This window comes from Paenibacillus sinensis (assembly GCF_019904155.1).
GTDB lineage: Bacteria > Bacillota > Bacilli > Paenibacillales > Paenibacillaceae > Paenibacillus_AQ > Paenibacillus_AQ sinensis.
Genome location: NZ_JAHCMB010000091.1, coordinates 1 through 417 on the forward strand (window position 1 = coordinate 1; position 417 = coordinate 417).

The following is a 417-nucleotide window of genomic DNA, read 5'->3' on the forward strand; positions in this document are numbered from 1 at the left end:
CCATTAGTGGTTTTCTCTATGGTGCATTAATCCAGTTATGTGTTGTGTTTGGGGTTCATTGGGGATTTGTAGCTATATCAATTAACAATATGGCTACGATTGGCTATGACCCTGTTACAATCACAGGACTAAGTTCTGCCTTTGCTCAAGCAGGTGTGGTAACTGTCATCCTGATATTAACGAAGAACAAAAAGCTAAAAAGTATTAGCGGACCCGCCATTCTCTCGGCAATGTTTGGTATTACCGAGCCTGCAATATATGGGATTACACTTCAAAATCGGAGAGCTTTTATTTTAGCATCGCTTTCCTCAGGGATCGGTGGAGCGATCATGGGATTTGCTGGAGTTAAGCAATACTTTTATGGAACTAATGGCGTCTATGGATGGCTTCAAGTTATAAATACTGAAACAGGATTTG

General features: G+C 40.8%; 1 protein-coding gene (only partly in view). It reads left to right on the top strand.

Going from position 1 to position 417, the window contains the following annotated elements:
• Positions 1 to 44 precede the first annotated feature (44 nt).
• On the top strand, positions 45 to 417 hold the 5' portion of the coding sequence (locus KIH86_RS10590) for a PTS transporter subunit EIIC (RefSeq protein WP_456094016.1). Its footprint extends 29 nt past the window's final position; only the first 373 of its 402 coding nucleotides appear in the window; it begins with the start codon at positions 45 to 47; its stop codon lies off the right edge, out of view.